This is a genomic window from Acinetobacter sp. ANC 4218, from assembly GCF_002135245.1.
Lineage (GTDB): Bacteria > Pseudomonadota > Gammaproteobacteria > Pseudomonadales > Moraxellaceae > Acinetobacter.
Window position 1 is genome coordinate 100,345 of record NZ_NEGD01000002.1, and the last position, 17,045, is coordinate 117,389.

At 45.3% G+C, this 17,045-nt stretch carries 10 protein-coding genes; 3 read left to right on the top strand and 7 right to left on the bottom strand.

Annotation, left to right across the window (positions count from 1 at the left end):
- Positions 1–50: 50 nt before the first annotated feature.
- From B9T38_RS02165 to B9T38_RS02190, 6 genes are all read right to left on the bottom strand, one after another.
- Entirely contained in the window at positions 51–1,151 is a 1,101-nt protein-coding gene (locus B9T38_RS02165) for an autotransporter outer membrane beta-barrel domain-containing protein (protein ID WP_086195224.1), read from the bottom strand.
- A 53-nt stretch (positions 1,152–1,204) separates the two neighbouring features.
- Positions 1,205–2,899, bottom strand: coding sequence for a hypothetical protein (locus tag B9T38_RS02170; RefSeq protein ID WP_086195225.1), 1,695 nt, complete (start codon positions 2,897–2,899; stop codon positions 1,205–1,207).
- 203 nt (positions 2,900–3,102) lie between these two features.
- On the bottom strand, positions 3,103–4,722 hold the full coding sequence (locus B9T38_RS02175) for an ABC1 kinase family protein (RefSeq protein ID WP_086195226.1): 1,620 nt from the start codon (positions 4,720–4,722) through the stop codon (positions 3,103–3,105).
- A gap of 12 nt (positions 4,723–4,734) precedes the next feature.
- Positions 4,735–5,421, bottom strand: coding sequence for a ubiquinone biosynthesis accessory factor UbiJ (locus B9T38_RS02180; RefSeq protein ID WP_086195227.1), 687 nt, complete (start codon positions 5,419–5,421; stop codon positions 4,735–4,737).
- Positions 5,422–5,432: 11 nt separating this feature from the next.
- Positions 5,433–6,377 carry a bifunctional demethylmenaquinone methyltransferase/2-methoxy-6-polyprenyl-1,4-benzoquinol methylase UbiE gene (gene ubiE, locus B9T38_RS02185; RefSeq protein WP_086195228.1) on the bottom strand — a complete coding sequence of 315 codons (945 nt, stop codon included), beginning with the start codon at positions 6,375–6,377 and terminating at the stop codon, positions 5,433–5,435.
- A gap of 168 nt (positions 6,378–6,545) precedes the next feature.
- A complete protein-coding gene (locus tag B9T38_RS02190; RefSeq protein WP_086195229.1) occupies positions 6,546–7,250 on the bottom strand; it encodes a DUF8198 family protein in 705 nt (234 codons plus the stop codon).
- A 206-nt stretch (positions 7,251–7,456) separates the two neighbouring features.
- Here B9T38_RS02190 and pap point away from each other — a divergent pair, with 206 nt between their 5' ends.
- The gene (gene pap / locus B9T38_RS02195; RefSeq protein ID WP_086195230.1) at positions 7,457–8,875 is read left to right on the top strand and encodes a polyphosphate:AMP phosphotransferase; all 1,419 of its coding nucleotides are present in this window, start codon (positions 7,457–7,459) and stop codon (positions 8,873–8,875) included.
- A 46-nt stretch (positions 8,876–8,921) separates the two neighbouring features.
- Here the strand turns inward: pap and B9T38_RS02200 are convergent, their stop codons facing one another.
- Positions 8,922–9,428 (bottom strand): hypothetical protein, encoded by a 507-nt coding sequence (locus B9T38_RS02200; protein ID WP_086195421.1) that lies wholly within the window; start codon positions 9,426–9,428, stop codon positions 8,922–8,924.
- A 184-nt stretch (positions 9,429–9,612) separates the two neighbouring features.
- Between B9T38_RS02200 and B9T38_RS02205 the strand changes: the two genes are divergently transcribed.
- Both B9T38_RS02205 and B9T38_RS02210 read left to right on the top strand, forming a co-directional pair.
- On the top strand, positions 9,613–13,305 hold the full coding sequence (locus B9T38_RS02205; protein ID WP_086195231.1) for an exodeoxyribonuclease V subunit gamma: 3,693 nt from the start codon (positions 9,613–9,615) through the stop codon (positions 13,303–13,305).
- 8 nt (positions 13,306–13,313) lie between these two features.
- Positions 13,314–17,012, top strand: a complete 3,699-nt coding sequence (locus B9T38_RS02210) for a UvrD-helicase domain-containing protein (RefSeq protein WP_086195232.1) — start codon at positions 13,314–13,316, stop codon at positions 17,010–17,012.
- Positions 17,013–17,045 lie beyond the last annotated feature (33 nt).

Consider the following 17,045-nt stretch of genomic DNA (forward strand, 5'->3'; position numbering starts at 1 on the left):
CTTACGTAAAGCTGCGGATCGATAAACGGTTTTTTAAAAGGATTTTAAGCCTAGAACATACGGATATTGAGCCCTAAAGAAGCCAGTCCATAACGTTTATCTAGGCGTGATGCCGTGACCCCGTTATAGAGAAAGGGAATATTGCCAACAAAGTTGTTCTGATAGATTTCACCCTGCAAGAAAGCAGTGATCTGTGGAGTGAAATCGTAGCTGAATTTTACGCCAAGTGTATGGTTGTCTTTAATCGCGGTATTACCAAAATTACTCACGCGATCATCAATATCGTTACGCCATAAACGCTGATATTGATAGGCAATTTGGCTTTCAAACTGTTTATAGCGCCAGTTCCATGAGCCGCCTAGGCCTGCATAATAACTATCGTAATTCAGGTCTTTCTCGATATCAAAACCAAACTCGTTGGCATTACCTTGAATGTTCAACTCATTGATAGTAATACCATCTTTTGAGCAAGGCTGAGCCAACTGTGCATTATATTGATTACTGTCATTGACTGAGATGTCCATTAAGCAGCCTGCCAGCTTAGCCTGAAGGTCAACATTGCTGACTTTTACTTTGCTATAACCTACACTGGCAAAAGCATTGAGCTGGTTCATCGGATCAAGTTTACGCGAGAAGATGGCATCGAGCTGTAGCTGAAGGTCTTCTGGGCTGTGTACCTGAACCTGATTAAAGGTTTGCTGATTCACCAAGGTTGGACTGGATTTAGATAGGGTATCTGCAGTATTACCCCAGAGGCTGGCACGGAAACTTAATGCATCGCGCTTTTTCAGCTGTAGTTCCGGCGTGTAACGTAAGGCGAGCAAGGCACTGTCAATTTTGTTGCTATCCTGACGGTATTCAATTTCACGTTGCCAGTAGCTTGCTTCAATGGACCACTGGGGATTTAGTTCATACTGACCAGACAAATGAAAACCTTGGTAATCTCCAGCTGAGCTATCACTGACCCCTTCGCTTTCACGCATATTAAATATATCAATGCTGTCATTGACTGCGTCCACGGCAAGATCTATTTGCAGTGTAGAAGCAGGAGCATTAAAGTTTTTTGCATTTAGATACGGATCATTCGGAGCAGCGTAAGCAATAGCAGTACCACCTAAAAATAATCCCAGAATGGCAGATATTTTCTTCATATTTTTTCCAGATGATAAAAAAGAGCTGCTTTGCAGCAGCTCTTTAGTTTCAATTATTGCGTTACTTTAAATTTAGCCGATACACCTGATCCATCAATTGTACCTAAAGTATATTTAGATGCGAGGACTGGAGAACCATCAGCTTTAGTAATAGCGAAAACAGGTGTTGCTTTAAGGACTGCAGTCATGGTAACTGTGTCACCTTTTAAGCTAAAATTGTTGAGCTGAGTTGCTAAAGATGCTGACAATGAACCTAAAGTCGCTGTATTTAGCGCAATTTTACCGTTACTCAGTACATCTTTATCAGCGTTTATGGTGAAAGTAGTTTTTAAGCTATTGATTGTTGAATCAACCTTAATCTCTGTACCTGCTGGAATGGTAGCTGCAGTTAATGTACCTGCATTAAAGTTAAGATTTAACTTATTTGCAGAGATCGTTAATGTTTTAGTACCAGTATTAATGTTTAATGCAGCAGTAGCAACAATTGGGCTAGCCGTTGTTGCATATGTACCTTTAGGAGTGATACCCACCAAAAGGTTATTTAAACTTGCTACTTGAATCGGGTTAGTGAGAGAAGCATTTAGTGCTGTAATCGTTTGGTTTACACCCTGTACATTAAAGCCATTCAATTCTAAATAGTCTGCATAGAAATCATTTGCATTTTGAACAGATGTAGTTGTTTCAGCTGGAAGAGTCACTGTTGGAACGTTAGTTTGAATCTGCGTAATTGCATTCGCAATGGCAGTATTAGATGTTGGAGCAGTAGGATCGGCAACAGCTGTACTGATTGCTTTAAGTGAATCTTCAACTTGAGCAGGTGCTTGAGTTAGGACAGGTGCCAAAGCAGTGACAATTTTTTCCACAGCAATAGACTCTTTGGCTTCAACAACTACGGTTTCAGTCGCTGCCTTAATACTCTCAGTACCTTGACTGAATGTCGCAGCAGGTACATTTTGAATCGCAGTTTCTACAGATTGAACATTGCTTGAAATGACTTCTGCACTTAAAGCTGCGAGGTTGGTTTGTACATTTGCCAAGTTTGCCGCAGTTTCGGCTGGTAAATCTTCTTTTACTGCTTCTACAGTTGCCGAAATTGCAGCTGTAATTGTAGCTGTGCTTGTTAAGTTATTATCTGAGGTAGGAGCAGATAATGCAGTTTGTAATGCAGAAAATGCTACAGTATTTAAGTCCGCTTGAGTGGTGCTACCGCCTAGAGACGCGACAACGGTTTGAATCTGTTCAACCATTTGTTGTACTGCAACCGTCTTTGCATAGACAGCCTGATCTTTCATTGGATCTACTGAAAGTAAATCTTTACCTGCTAAGCCCAAAGCCGTTGCAATTTTTGTGGTTGCTTCTTCAGGTGTAGCACCCGCTGTGATACTGGCTTGAATGAGTGTAGTAATTGGCGAAACTACAATGGTGTTTTGCTCATTTGATGTACGTTTTGGCGCTTTAATTTCTCCAGTAAACGGTAAATCAGTCGCTGTGTCGATACCACCAGTGATGGTTACAGGACTTGATGTACAGCCTTGAGGGAAGGTGAATGTACCGTCACTTTTTGTTGTTGTGGTAGCATTATTACATTCAGTGAAAGTTACTGTAGCACCTGCTAGTGGCCCATCTACAGCCAGACCGCTAATAGTGGGTGCAGCAGGCGTAGACGAACTACTTCCCCCACCACCACAAGCCGCCAATAATGAAGTTGCAATTGCTAATGTTGTTAGTTTAAAAGTTCGATTGAACATAGTATTCCCTAAAGCCTAAGTTTTAGTTATGAGTGATGCTTAACTTTATAACAAAAAAATGGTTAAAAAATAAGTGAAAAAAACACCTAAATTGAACTAAATGCAACAAATCATTATAAATAATAATTGAATAATCACTTTAGATATTATGAAAAAAATCAGCCCATTATAAACGGGCTGATATTATTTTTGAATAGAGAATCTTATTTCGCAATTCGCCAGACAGCCAGCAAGCTCACAAGTATGATCAGAATAATAGATACATACCATGGTGCAATAATCGCAATGGATAGCAAAATGGCCATAATGCTGCCAAAAATCCAGCTGCGTTTTTGCTGATGTTCCATTTGCAGACGCATGCTTTGCAGTTCATGCAATTGTTTGGAATGCCAGGCGGACTGGTTTTTTAAACCATTCAGGCTGTCAATCATCAGACTTGGTAAATCCTGTGCACCCAGCAGAAGGTCTGGAATTTGCTGACCAATTTCCTTCATGTTTTTCACTGGATTCATATTGACTTTAATCCAGTCAGTTAGAATCGGTTTCGCCAGTTTCCAGATATCAAGGTCCGGGTAGAGGTCGGTGCCCAAACCTTCTACATGAACCAGTGTTTTCAGCAATAACATCAGCTGCGGAGGAATTTCCAGATGGAAACGGCGGGCGATATCCATCACTTGAATCAGGATGCCGGCAAAGTCCAACTCGCTCATCGGTTTTGATACCATTGGACCTACGGTGCGACGCATTTCACGGGCCAGAGCATCCTGGTCGGTACCCGGTGGAATCCAGCCAGCTTGGTGCACAATCTGAATCAGCTGCATAAAGTTACTGTTCATGACCGCAAGTAACATGCGTGCTACGGTCATCTGGTCATGCTTGGAGAGCTCACCCATAATCGCACAGTCCAGTGCAATAAAGCGTGGATTAGCTGGATTAATGGTTTCGACAAACACGTTACCAGGATGCATGTCGGCATGGAAGAAGTTGTCACGGAACACTTGGGTAAAGAAAATGGTCAGGCCTTTTTCTGCCAGGTCCGCACGATTCATACCCATCTGGTCAAAAGTCGCGGTATCAGAAATCGGAACCCCGGTGATGCGTTCAGCAACCATGACATCTTTGCTGTCCATATACACTTCAGGCACATACATCATGCTAGAGCCGGTGAAGTAATGGCGCATGCGACGGGTATTGTCGGCTTCTAGGGTCAAATCCAGCTCATTTAAAATGATCTGACGATAGTCCTGAATAATTTCCGATAAATGCAGGGCACGTGCTGCTTCCAGACGTTTTTCCAGCGCTGCTCCCAGCCAGTCCAAAATTTCAAAATCTTGCAGAATTTGAGTGCGGATATTGGGGCGTGTAACTTTCACCACCACTTCGCGACCATCATGTAACGCTGCAGTATGTACTTGTGCAATCGAGGCAGCGGCCAAGGGTTGCGCATCGAAGCGGGCAAACAGCGTGTTGACATCGGCTTTGAGCGATTCTTGAATGCGGGTTTTGGCAACGCTATTGTCAAATGGTTTGACTCGGTCTTGCAGTAATACCAGCTGTTGTAACACTTCAGGTGGCATCAGGTCGCGACGAGTAGAAAGTAGCTGTCCCAATTTAATCGCCAGCGGTCCCATTTCCTCTAAAGCCTGTTTCAGCTTGAGGGGATTTTTACGTTCACGGCTTGACCATGCCGCAGGGTGCATGCGAATGAAACTTAAAGCATGGCGGGCTTTTTCCGGTAATTCTTCCGCAGGAAACAACGTGTCGAGTCTATAGTGCGCGGCAATGCGCCAAAGTTCGAGTAAACGTGAAACGTGCGGAATCATAAATGTAATTACCTAGTCTTGAGATGAAGCGGGTGTATCTGAATCAGCATCAATCTGTGCCTGAAGCTGTTGAATCTTGGCTTCAGCACGGTCTAAATTTTGATTGAAAATTCGGGTATCTTGTTGCAGATCGTCCATTTGCCAACGTGCAGCAAATAAACCTGTATCTTCTTTTAACGCATCTTCAGCAAAGAATAAATAACTTTCTAAGGAACGTTTTAAATGTTTTGGTGCCAGCTGGATTTTACCCAGTTCATGTGCAAGGGCAGGACCAATCCAGGGACTTAAATGGGCAGCAAGATCAGGTTCAGCTTGTTGCATGATGCGCTGAATATCCTGTAGCAGGTGATAGTCACCCTGTAGCGGAATATTGCCCACATTATCTGCCAGCAGCAGTTTGATCAGCTCAACCACATTTTTAACCTGTAAGGTTGCGGTGGCTGGCATAATAGATGTTTGTTGCGGGTCAAACGGGCGTTGCTCAAAAATGGACGGACGTTCTGCCTGACCGGTGACGGTCGGTTTTAGGCGCACTTTATTTTCGTCAAAAAACACATCAACAGAGAGTTGCGGTGAGTCAATCACCACCCGCAGCATCTTGCCTTGCAACTGATTCAGCTGGATGCGGGTAATGGCATCCAGATCAATCACATGATGAATTAACCGTTCAACTGCACCCAGTGCCAGAATCGACCACATAGTATAAAACCTTAAAGTTTAAAGCCGCGGTGAACCGCCACAATACCACCCGTCAGGTTGTGGTAATCACAGTTCTGGAAGCCGGCATTTTCCATCATCCCTTTTAATGTGCGTTGGTCTGGGTGCATACGGATGGATTCGGCTAAATATTTATAACTTTCAGAATCGTTGGCAATAATTTTACCCATAATCGGTAAAGCCGTGAATGAATACAGGTCATACAGTTTAGAGAATGGCTCAAACACCGGTTTAGAGAATTCAAGTACCAGCAAACGGCCACCTGGCTTAAGCACGCGGTACATGGCAGCCAGCGCAGCATCTTTATCGGTCACGTTACGTAAACCGAAGCTGATGGTCAACAAGTCAAAACTGTTGTCTGCAAAGGGTTCCAGTGTTTCAGCATTGGCCAAAACGAAGTCTACATTGGTACAGCCAGCATCAGTCAGGCGGTCACGACCGACGTTCAGCATAGACTCGTTAATGTCAGACAATACCACATGACCGGTAGGACCGACTTCACGGCTAAAGACTTTGGCCAGGTCCCCTGTACCGCCGGCAATATCCAGCACATGCTGACCACGGCGTACGCCTGACATATTAATGGCAAAACGTTTCCATAAGCGGTGAATACCGAATGACATCAGGTCATTCATGATGTCGTATTTGCTGGCGACTGAATGGAAAACTTCCGCCACTTTCTGGGCTTTATCTTCACTGCTGACGGTCTGGTAACCGAAGTGGGTAGTCGGACCGACATTACCAGTGTTGGCGCCACGAGGCAGATTGTATTTGGGTACTGAACCGGTCACTGGCGTATCGGTTAACTGTTGTTGTAAAGATTGTTGCTGACCTTGGGCAGTGCCTTGCGGAAGAGGCTCAGTTAAGAAAGGACTCACTTTGTCTGTATTTTGTGCCGACTCAGGGGTAGAGGGAGGCGTTTGCTTTTCGTTAGACATTAGAGTCACTCCTAACATAAAAATAGGGTTAATGTTGCAGTGCTTGCATGATGACAGATTCTAGGACGTTGTACAGCAATCCGCATGCAATTGTTATGAATAATATACATAAAATCTGCTCTGTGTTTTTATTCACTGCGCAATTTGTTATTTCCATCACAACATAATTTACTGAAACGGGTGAGGATCGCCTGCGTGAACCTTATGGATAATCTGACGTTCAACTGCGGTAAAATCCTTCACGAATTTCTCAGCTGACTTTAACGGTTTCATGGCCAAAAAGCCATCCTGCATAAATTCATACATGATGTTGAAATTATATTTGCTGGCTGCTCCCTTACACATTTTAAATGCAGCCTGAACCATAAACGAGCGCATGTATTTATCCAGGCTAAAACCCAGCTGGTCGAGTAAATCCAGCTGTTTTAAACGAGACTGCCCCTGATCGAGTTTAAGATAAGTCAAACGCATCATCTCATCATTTAAAGCTTCGTGCGGATGATAATCTTCAAGTAGCTGCATGGCCACTTGTTCATCCAGCTGTACCGCCAAAATGGCTAAAGATACCCCTGATGTGCCTGTTTTCACCGCATTTTCAGGAATCAGCTTTTCAGCCTTGTGTGCATATTTCATCAAGCGGGCAATCTGTTCAGCCAGTGCGTCAAAATCTGGACCGCCATAGAGACGGTTCAGAAAATACTCTGACATCAATACATTCTGCTTTTCAGCAAACTGTTTACTATGGGTGGCCTGCATGCGCTGTTTTTGCCAGGCCTGTACATCTTGCAGGCGCCGAAAAATGTCAGGATTTTGATGATAATTCAATTGATAATACAATTCTAAAAGATCATCCAATGCAGCCAGTTTAGACATGCTGTGTCTCTATTATTTTTTAGATGGCTAAATATTAGAGCGAGACGGGCAAAGTCGCTATGACAAACAGCAAGAAAAATGGTTTAAATTAAGTCAGTTTGCCGGGAATCGCAGCAATTCTGAGCAACATAAACACTATGTGGTCAAATTTAGTCTAGGATTATGCTTGAATAGACTGAAATTTAGAAAAAAGGATAGGGGAAAAGATGACACTGAAAAAAACAAAAAATCTGCTGCTGGATGAAGATGAACTTTCCCTGAATTTGATTGAAGCACAATATCAGTTAAGAAATACCCGTGGTCAGAGTAATGCCAAAAGCGTACTGGTGCTGGTCAATGGCATTGAACTGGCTGGAAAGGGCGAGGCGGTGAAGCAGCTGCGTGAATGGGTCGATCCGCGTTATTTACTGGTTAAGGCTGATGCCGCCAACATGTTCAATAACACACAGACCTACTGGCAGCCGTATGCAAGCTTTATTCCTGCCGAAGGCCAGCTCATGGTGTTGTTTGGCAACTGGTATAGTGATTTGCTGGCCACCGCCCTGCATGTATCCAAGCCTCTGGATGAATCGCAGTTTGATACCTATATTGCCAATATGCAGGCTTTTGAGCAGGACTTAAAAAATAATCATGTCGATGTGGTGAAGGTCTGGTTTGATCTGTCTTGGAAATCTTTGCAAAAGCGAATGGATAATCTGGATCCCCATGAAGTGCGCTGGCATAAATTACATGGTCTGGACTGGCGTAATAAAAAGCAGTACGACAGTTTGCAAAAGCTCAGCCAGCGTTTTACCAAGGATTGGAACATCATTGATTGCGAGGATGAAAAATTACGTAATCAACAATTTGCACAGATCATTTTGGCGGCTATGAAAAACTGTCCGGAGCATTTGAGCGAAGTAGAAACCGAATGGGAACAGGCGCCTGTTCCAGAGTTGTTGCTGCATCCAGAAAATCAGTCCACGACCAAAGAAGACTATAAAAAAGAGCTGAAAGAACTATCTGTAAAAGTGGCCGAGGCGCTACGTTTTGATGACCGTAAAGCCATTATTGTATTTGAAGGTATGGATGCGGCAGGCAAGGGCGGTACCATCAAACGGCTGGTGAAAAATCTTGATCCGCGGGAATATGACATTCATAGTATTTCGGCTCCTGAACGATATGAGATGCGTCATCCGTATTTGTGGCGTTTCTGGACCAAGTTGCAGACTGATGAAGACATCCGGATTTTTGACCGTTCCTGGTATGGACGGGTGCTGGTGGAACGCGTGGAGGGACTGGTCAGTGAGCATGCGTGGCAGCGGGCGTATGATGAAATTAACCGCTTTGAAAGGGATCTGGCCAATAGTCAAACTGTAGTGATCAAATTCTGGCTGGCGATTAGCAAGGATGAGCAGGCCGCCCGTTTTAAAGCCCGTGAAGAGACGCCAAACAAACGCTTTAAAATCACTCCAGAGGATTGGCGCAATCGGGAAAAATGGGATGCTTATTTGGATGCAGCTGCGGATATGTTCGAACATACCAGCACCACTTATGCACCGTGGCATATTATTGCCAACGATGACAAAAATACCGCACGTTTAGAAATATTAAGAACCATTTTAAAGCAGCTGAGAACCAATTAGGTTCTCAGCTGCAAGCGGAATTTTTTATTAATAGAGCGAGGGATGATTAACTCGCCGCTTGGGCTTGCTGTTTTTGTTGAATCCCTTTGGCAATTTTGTAACAGTCTTCTACGTGAGCTTCGGCGACTTTCTTCATCACAATGTAGCCTAAACTTGCAGCAACAAGTTGACCACCTAGCGGAATAAATTTAGTCACCTGTTTGGTGATGACCTTTGCTACCACATTGTTGAGGGATTTTTTCACTGCGGTACGTGCCACCACCAGGCCGGAAAATTCTACCCCCCGTTTACGCAGTTCATGCCAGTGTACTTTTTTGGTTTCAGGGTCATAGACACTGATTTGTTCCGGAGCCAAACCAAAACGTGCATTCACTTCCGGAATGAGTTGTGACAAAATTCCGACATCGATGACCACATCCAGAAATGGAACCGGAATGACGGCTGCACCTGCAGAACAGTAAGCACGTTTTTTGACAAGTTCCAGGCATTCTGCCCGAATGCTTTCCAAGTCTAACTGAGGATCGATTGCGTCTGGAATTTTATCTATTTTCATCATGTAAATACCTTAAATTTTGTGTTATTTGTTCTATTCAACCATCATTAAGGTGTGAATTTCAAAGCCTTTTTAAAGCTAATGTGCAGTTAAAACTGACATAGACAGACGCCGTTGTATAGTAAATAATCTTTATGCTTTTGTAGGCGTTTCATTTTTTAAAAAATATTGGGGTAATGCAGTCATGGCCATTCATGTGATTCAAAGTCAGCGTATAGACGTGCTGGTGCACGCCATGCTGACGACCGTGAATAAGCCTGCCACAACACCTTTTCAGCTGCTGCAAACTCAACACTTTATTGTGCCGTCGCATGCGGTTGAAGCCTGGCTGACCCAAAAGCTGGCAGAGCAAAAAGGCATCAGTGCCAATACCCAGTTTCATCACCGGATTCGTGGTTTCCAATGGTCAGCCTATCAATGGGTGCTGGTCGATCAAAAAGAGCAGGTGCGTAAAGCCAATATTCCACGAATTATTATCAAGTGGCGCGTGTTTCAGGCATTAAAAGCCTTTATTCAGGGCGAAAAAAATTCTTTACAGCTTGATCATCCTTTATATTCCATCGTACAGCGGATTTATGACAGCGCCGACCGTTTGGAACAGGGCATTGAAAAGCAGCTGAAAAAGCAGGGCATGCTGTATTGGGTGGCAGAGCAGGTATCACGCCTGTTTAGCCATTACATGGAATATCGCGGCCATTGCCAGAAAAATTGCCCTCCCAATATGTGCAGCTGTCCAACTAACTGGCTGCAGGCTTGGGGACAAAATAAAGAACTTCCGATTGAGGACATGTTCTTTAAAACCAATAGCGACATTTCTGAATTTACCCTGAATCAGGCGCGTGAACTGGAAGCCTGGCAGCGTTGGCTGTGGCAGGAAGTGTTTCATCAGGACTTTGAACAGATGCAGAGTATTGATGCTATGTTCTGGGAAACGCTGGATCATCCTGAGACCCGCAAGGCAGCATTAAAAAAATTGCCACAACAACTGGTAATTTTTACCCTGCTGGATTTGCCTCCCATGCAGCTGGAGTTTTTACGCCGTCTGGGGCAGTACCTTGATATTTATATTCTGCATTACAACCCTTCACAGGAATATTGGGCCGACAGTGTCGATCCGAACTGGAAAGCACGTTACGACCTCAGGGTCAAAGAACGCTTTATTGCGAAAAACCCCAAAGCCAGTGATGCCGACATTGAACAGTTTTTCCAGGAATTTACTTTAAATTTCAATGCAGAACAGCGCGAGTCGCGTCATCCTTTGTTGACCCGTTTTGGCAAGCAGGCGCGTGACCATTTCTCCCTGTTATCGAATTTATCTTCGGGGGAAGATGGGGTCTGGGCAGATGCCTTTATTGATGAATATAAAGCGAATTTACTCGGTAAAATCCAGTCTGATATTTTGTATCTGGTGGAGCCAGAGCAGCATCAATATGTACTGGATGAACAGGATGATTCGATACAAATTCATGTTTGCCATTCCAGTTTGCGCCAGCTGGAAGTGTTAAAAGAACAGCTGATTCACTGGCTGGCACAGGGCACCAAAGAAGCACCGCGTAGACCCAGTGATATTTTGGTGCTCAGCCCAAGCTTAAGCGAGCTTGAACCGCTGATCCGCAGCGTATTTGCACCGCCACCCAGCGAACGTGACCTGATTCAGCATAAAGCCGGCAGCAGTCATCAACTGTCCAAAGACAGTGTATATCTGCCCATTCAAATTGCCGGTGTGGCACAACTGGATGCGTTGAATGCTTGGCGAGCGGTACTGGGCCGGATTGAACTGATTCAGGGGCGTTTCAGTATTGAAGATTTTGCCGACTGGCTGAGTTTAAGCGCGACCCAGCAGCGTTACAGTCTGGACGTCAATGCCATTGAACGCATTACGGAATTGCTGATTGCTGCCGGTTTTAAACGCGGACTGGATGCCGAGCATTTAAAGCGTAGCCTGTGCGAAGGCGATGAAGACTATCGTTTTAGTTTTAAATTTGCGCTCGACCGTTTGGCCTTGGGGATTGCCATTCCTGAGCATCGCCTGTTTCAGGGCACGCTCAGTTTTGCCCAGGTCCTGCCCAGCGATTTTGAGCTGATTGGCAAGCTGATCCAGATTTATCAGGATTTTGACGCGCGCCGGGACTGGATGATTGCGCATGAGCAAGGACAAAATGTCCCTGTAGAGCAGTGGCTAAAACGCCTGATGCAGGATCTTGCCGAGTTTGAAGAAACTGGCGTCGAGTCATTATCGACCGTGTATAAAATCATTAAAAAACAGGAACGAATGCTGACACTGGCCAGTTTCTACGATGAGCACGATCATCATGCCTTGCGCAGTTTAAGCCTGCCTCTGCCTTATCTGTTGGCAGAAATTAATAACACCTTGGAAATGCAGCTGGACCATGCTGAACCGACCGGGCAGATTACTTTTAGCCAGATCGGGCAGATTCGTCCTGTGCCGTATAAGCTGATTGTGATGTTGGGACTGGACAGTGGTAAGTTTCCCAATCGTAGCCAGCATTTACCTTTTGATTTGATGGATTTGCTCAAACCGCAGCTCGGCGACCGTTCCCGTCTGGAAGATGATCAGGGGGCATTTTTAGATCACCTGCTATTGGCGCAGGACAACCTGTGGCTGTTTTATAATGGCTTCGACATTAACGATGGTGAAGTGCGTGATCCATCCACTGTGGTACAGGAACTGGTACAGCATCTGGCCTATATTGTGCAGAACAAAAGGCCCGATGCGGAAGCCGATGAAACGGTAATCATCGGCGGTGTAGAGGTGCCTGAACAACTACGCTCGCTGTATCATGTGCATCCCTTATTACCTTTTGATCCACTGGGCTTTGAATCGGCCCGACCGGTGCGTTATCAGGATCAGTGGTTTTGTATAGCGGGACAGATTCGGCATGCCACCGGACAGCGTTCATCTTGGGTGAATACGCCTTATCAGCATCTGCAGCAGGATGTCTTGGTGCTGGACAGTCATCAATGGATTCAGGATGTGACGTTTCCGGCACGTTTATATTTAAAAACCTTGGGGGTGGAAAACCTGCGCCCTGAAGATCTGCCTGCGGTACAGGAACCCTTGTTGCTGGATGGTTTGGGGCGTTATGCCGTGCGCCAGTTTCTGCAAAAACAGGAGGGGACTGCTCAACCTGAATTGTTGATGGATCAGCTGCCGATAGGCAAACTGCAACAAAGCAGCTGGCAAATGAGTCTGGTTGAACAGCAGCGTTTAAAAGACCGCTTGCTGAAATATGCCCCTGAAGTGACTCCGACCACACAGCAAGTGTGGAAGGTGAATGATCACATGTATATGAACATTCATTTGCCGAAAAATGGCGCAGAAAAATGGGTCAGTCTGGATGCTTCAAGCGCGCGTGCCAAGCGCCGTGCCAAAGTCTGGCTGGAATATCTGCTCTGGCTGGCTTATCTGAATCTGGGTGATGGTGGCGAAAAACTGGCGCGGATTGTGGTGTTTAGTGACCGGACCATCTTGTGTCATGGCGTGACATCCAATAAAGCCCGTGAATGGCTGGATCACTGGCTGGCGGCCTGGAAATATGGACAAAGCCAGCCGTTGGTGTTGCCTGCGGCCTTGCTGCTTAAAATTGCTGAGAAAGACAAACAGCATAACTGGCAAGCCAATGAGCAGAACCAGATGTGCATTGACGATATGGATGTGATCTATAAAGACTGGCATGAAGATGGCAAGTTCAGCGGCTTTTCTGTGGCGGATAATGAAGCCACCCAAATGCACCGCGACTGGCAGTTTATTTTACAGGAACAGGATGCAACTGCATTGCTGGAAGATGCCTGCGCACAATTTTCCTATCAGCTCTATCAACCGGTATTTATGCATCAACAGGCCATTGAAGAATAAAAAATAAGATGAATTCTCCCCAAATATTAACTCAAATGTCTTTTAACCCGATTGTCGACATGCAATTCCAGGGTTTGCACTGGATTGAGGCTTCGGCCGGTACCGGAAAGACCTTTACCCTGTCCAGTCTGATGGTGCGGATTTTTCTCGGGCCATATCTGCCTAATCAGGTGATTGCCACCACCTTTACCCGTGCCGCCGCTGCAGAACTGAAAAACCGTATTCGGGCACGTCTGGTGGAAACCTTGCGTTATTTTGAACGCTGTCAGACCCTGACCGAGACTGAAATTCAGGCCAAAATTGCCGCTGAAACAGATCCCTTATTTCAAAAGGTGCTGAGTGACTATGCTACGCGAGTGGATTTTGCCCGGGAACGTTTAAAACTGGTGATTGACCAGCTGGATGAAGTGTTTGTCGGTACATTGGATAGCTTTAGCCAAAAGCTGTTGCGCGAGTTTTCTTTTGAAAGCGGCAAAATTGAACGGGCCGATATTACCGATGATGCCAAAAGCTATACTTACCAGCTGATTCATGATGTGCTGCGTGAATGGATTCAGTTGCAGCCACAAAATGTGGTGGACTATTTGCTACTGAATCAAAAGCTGAAGTCACAGGAAGCTTATGTGCCAGTAGTGGAAAATAGCCTGAACTTTGCTTCGGCACAGTTTCAGGAAGTGCAGGCGCCCGAGCTGGATTTAAAGCAGTTTGAGCAGTTGGTGGATGAGTTTATCCAGCTGGATTTAAGCCTGATTGCCGGATTGAGTGAATATTATTCCGCAGATGGTCAGTATCATTCGGTCATTGGCAAAAAATGGCGCACTGATAGCATGATGCAGCGTACGCTGTGTGAGGATTTACCGGCTTTTATTCAGGCTTTGGCTGAACAGCGCAGCTATGCCTTATTTGCCCCGCATTTTGAAACGACCCTGAAAAATCTGACCGATCTGGCAACGAAAAAAGTCCTGAATAAATGTGCAGAAGAGGTATTGCATCAGTTTGAACAGCACTCAGTGATGCAAGCGCTAAAAAGTTTTTGCGAAGCTTTGTCCAAGCTCAATCTGGATCTGGATTTGCTGGATGCCTATCTGAAGTTTTATTTAAGTAAAGAAGTCAAAAAACGCTTGCCGCAAGTGCTGCAGCAAAAAAGCGAAACCACTTTTGCCCAGCAAATTCGTACTCTTTCAGAAGCCTTGCAAGGTGAGCAGGGACTACGCTTTGCCAAGTTTGTGCAGGCACGTTATCCCCTGATTTTAGTAGATGAATTTCAGGACACCAATCAGGATCAGGACAATATGTTGGCGCGGATCTGGCGCGACCAGAAGCGCTATATGCAAGGTTGCATGATCATGGTCGGTGACCCGAAACAGGCGATTTATGGTTTCCGTGGCGGCGACATGCTGACCTATAACAAAGCCCGTGCCGATGTGCTGTCCAAACAGGGACGGCAATACAGCCTGCGCCATAATCACCGTTCGGTTAAAGTGCTGGTGCAGGCGGTGGATGCCCTGTTTCAGCGGCAGATGGACTTTGGTGAAGAGGTGATTTATAGCCCAGTTGAAGCCGGCTCGCGTCCTCATCCGGCACTCATCGATGCAGAGGGTGAAAATCATCAACCGCTGCGCTGGCTGTTGCTGAATGATAAAAAGGACGAGCCGATTCAGGTCGCCTGGAAAATTCGTGATTTACTCAATCAGGGCATTGAAGAAAAACTCTATCTGGCGGAAAAAACTGGTCCCAGATATCTGATTGAAAATGACATCGCAATTTTATCGAAAAACAATGATGGTCTGGATAAAGCCCAGTATGAATTGGAGCGTCTGGGCATTCGGGTCAATCGTCCATCGAAACGCAGTGTGTTTGATCATGCTATTGCCAAAGATGTTGGGGCGGTACTGGCAGCCATTATGCATCCTTATGACGAAGGCAAAATCAAGCGGGCTTTACTCAGCCGTCTATTAGGCTTTAATTTGCAGCAATTGATACAGCTTGCAGCCCAGGCCGATGGTTTGAGCCAGTTCATTTACAACTTTGATTGCATTCGGGAAATGTGGCTGCAAAAAGGCTTTTTAACCGCGTGGCAATATTGTCTGAATTTATTTCAGGTCTGGAAAAACCTGGTGGCCACCCAGAGCCGCGATAATGAACGTAGCGTGGTTAATCTGCGTCATCTGACCGAATTATTATGTCAGCACAGTGAACAGTATCAGGGCGCGCAAAAGCTTTATCACTGGTATCTGAAACAGCTGCAATCTCCAGCGGAACGTGAGTGGGAACTGGAACGCAAACTGTCCAATGAGGCAGGGGTGCAACTGATGACCATTCACCAGTCTAAAGGACTGGAATTTAAAATTGTGTTCCTGCTTGGGGCAGATAAAGATTTTAGGGAAATGAACAAAACCCTAAACTTTTCCACGGTAGAACATGTTCATCCGGTGACCGGGAAAGTGGATATTCAGCGTGTGGTTGCGGTGAATGACAAGCATTTGCTCGATCAAAACGCAATTGATCAGCACAATGCCCGTGCTGTCGCAGAGCAGCATCGGCTTTGGTATGTGGCCCTGACCCGGGCCAGCCATCGGGTTTATGCCTTGTTACAGGATCAGGAAGGCAAGTCCAATCATGGTTTGGCTTTCTGGCGCGGGCAAGACTTTGAGCATCCCGCCAGTGCTGAAGAAGCATTACTGATTGAAAGACCGGTCAAGCTGCAAGCCAAGCAGCAGGAACTTTTGCCTTTACAGGCTTTGCAATTCCCTAGTCAGCGCTTTTATCCACGTTCCAAAACCAGTTTCAGTGCCTTGGCCCAGCATTTAAGCCGTAAACAGGCTATGGATGCGCTGGCGGTGAATACCGAGCAAATGCCAAGTGCCGCAGATGAAATCCATGTGATTGAAGTAATTGAGATTGTTGCCAACCAACCGTTGGCATGGATCAAACGCAATTTTCCGATGGGCACAGTGGCAGGAACATTCCTGCATGAAATTTTCGAACATATTGATTTTAAAGATCAGCAAGACTGGTCTTTGGAAATCCGACGCCGTTTTAAAAATGATTATCCTGCTTTGTGGCAAGAACTTTCGTTAAAATATGAGCAGGAGTTTCAGCAGGTCGATGAAGAACAGCTGATTGGCTGGATGAGTGAATGGCTAGCCGAGGTGTTAACGACACCCTTACATCAGGATTTTCAGCTCAATCAACTGAATGAACATGAATATCTGGCTGAATTTCCGTTTTATCTGTCCTTGTCAGATCATGTTTTGGCCATCCAGCGTATTCATCAGCTCTATGCAGAACATGGTATTGAGATGCTAGATTTTAACCCGGCCAATTCTGCACGCTATCTCACCGGTTCCATCGATTTGGTGTATTTTGATGGCCAGCATTATCACATCGCCGATTATAAAAGTAACTTTTTAGGCACCGATCAATCGCATTATGTTGAGATGGAAATTAAGCAGAGCATGTCGCATGCCAGCTATTGGCTACAGGCTGGTTTGTATCTGGTTGCATTGCATCGCTATTTAACGGTACAGCTGCAGGATTATGACATTGAAAAACATTTGGGTGGCGCAAGTTATCTGTATTTGCGCGGCATGAATGGGCAGGCGCAACAGGGCTTTTATCATTGGAAGCCGGAGGCCGAATTTATACTACGGCTTGATGCTATTTTAGGCAGTTTTACTGAAGATAAAAACAGCAAAATAGCCTGATTTATGAAAATTAATGGCTTTTAAACAATAGAT